Genomic DNA, 1,091 nt, shown 5'->3' on the forward strand with positions numbered 1-1,091 from the left:
CGGGGATGCATATTGCTGTGGTGGCGAATTTACATAAATATTTGTTGCCCGCTTTAAAAGCGTTGAAAGAAAAATTAGAAGCAAAAGCAATAGAATTTAATAAAATAGTAAAAATTGGTCGAACGCATTTACAAGATGCGACACCGTTGACCTTGGGTCAGGAAATCTCTGGCTGGGTGGCAATGTTAGCACATAATGAAAAGCATATTAACGCAACACTACCACATCTTTATGAGCTCGCTTTAGGTGGTACTGCGGTTGGCACTGGATTAAACACACCTCCTGAATACGCGGTAAAGGTCGCTGAAGAAATAGCAACGCTTACTGCACAACCTTTTGTCACTGCGCCTAACAAATTTGAGGCGCTAGCCACTTGTGATGCGTTAGTTCATAGTCATGGTGCTTTAAAAGGTTTAGCCACATCATTAATGAAAATTGCCAATGATATACGCTGGCTTTCATCGGGACCACGTTGTGGTATTGGAGAAATATCGATTCCGGAAAATGAACCAGGCAGCTCGATTATGCCGGGTAAAGTTAATCCAACACAATGTGAAGCAATGACAATGCTTTGTGCTCAGGTGATGGGTAACGATGTCGCGATCGGTATCGGGGGCGCATCAGGTAATTTTCAATTAAATGTTTTTCGTCCAGTGATTATTCATAACCATTTACAATCGATCCGCTTATTGTCGGATGGCATGACTAGTTTTAATAAGCATTGTGTTGAGGGGATAAAAGCTAATAAAAAGCGTATTGATCAGCTGCTTAATGAATCTTTAATGCTAGTGACTGCATTAAATAATCATATAGGTTATGACAAAGCAGCAACAATTGCTAAAAAAGCACATAAAGAAGGCCTAACCTTGAAAGCATCTGCAATATCATTAGGATATCTGACAGAAGATCAGTTTGATACATGGGTTAATCCAAAAGAAATGATTGGTAAGTGACTATTCATCGCTAGATTGATAGAAATTTTAATAATTTAGTTTTATTGTCAAAAACAGAATTGGATCAAAAAACAAACGATATTATTTTCAAACGGTTACTCGGTCAATTACCGCATCAGTAACTTTAGATATCAAGAT

General features: G+C 38.2%; 1 protein-coding gene. It reads left to right on the plus strand.

Features of this window, described 5'->3' with window-relative positions:
- Positions 1 to 953, plus strand: a 953-nt coding sequence (locus REG_RS08230; protein ID WP_039908143.1) for a class II fumarate hydratase, incomplete at its 5' end; no start/stop codon positions are given.
- Positions 954 to 1,091: the final 138 nt, after the last annotated feature.

Origin of the sequence: Candidatus Regiella insecticola LSR1 (genome assembly GCF_000143625.1) — a bacterium.
In the GTDB taxonomy this organism is placed as follows: domain Bacteria; phylum Pseudomonadota; class Gammaproteobacteria; order Enterobacterales; family Enterobacteriaceae; genus Regiella; species Regiella insecticola.